The following is a 401-nucleotide window of genomic DNA, read 5'->3' as shown; positions in this document are numbered from 1 at the left end:
GCTGATGGCTGCCGGCGTGGCGGCCGAGCGTGTCTCCCTTGATCCGGGGTTTGGTTTTGGCAAGACGCCGGATCACAACCTCACCATGCTCAATCGCTTGGCGGAGTTTCAGCGCATCGGTTTGCCGCTGCTCGCCGGTTTGTCGCGCAAATCGACGCTGGGCGCGGTGTTGGGCGGCAAACCGCCAGCCGAACGTGTGACCGTCAGTGTGGCGGCAGCGCTACTGGCGGCGGAGCGGGGCGCGTTCATCGTGCGTGTGCACGACGTGCAGCCGACCTTGGAGGCAATTCAACTCTGGTGGGCCATGCGTCATGAACGCGTAAATCCGCCAATGGCCTGATAGCCGCCCAAGCCTCACGCGGCTGGGGGTCAAGCGAACAGAGGATTGCCCGGCGATGGCC

The 401-nt window shown here is 64.8% G+C and carries 1 protein-coding gene; it reads left to right on the top strand.

Going from position 1 to position 401, the window contains the following annotated elements; genetic code table 11:
* The coding region (locus KDL01_RS47350) for a dihydropteroate synthase (RefSeq protein WP_212534355.1) at window positions 1–340 on the top strand (340 nt) is incomplete at its 5' end.
* Between the last annotated feature and the right edge of the window lie 61 nt (window positions 341–401).

Source organism: Actinospica durhamensis, assembly GCF_018139695.1.
In the GTDB taxonomy this organism is placed as follows: domain Bacteria; phylum Actinomycetota; class Actinomycetes; order Streptomycetales; family Catenulisporaceae; genus Actinospica; species Actinospica durhamensis.
This window is presented reverse-complemented; position numbering and strand designations above follow the sequence as displayed.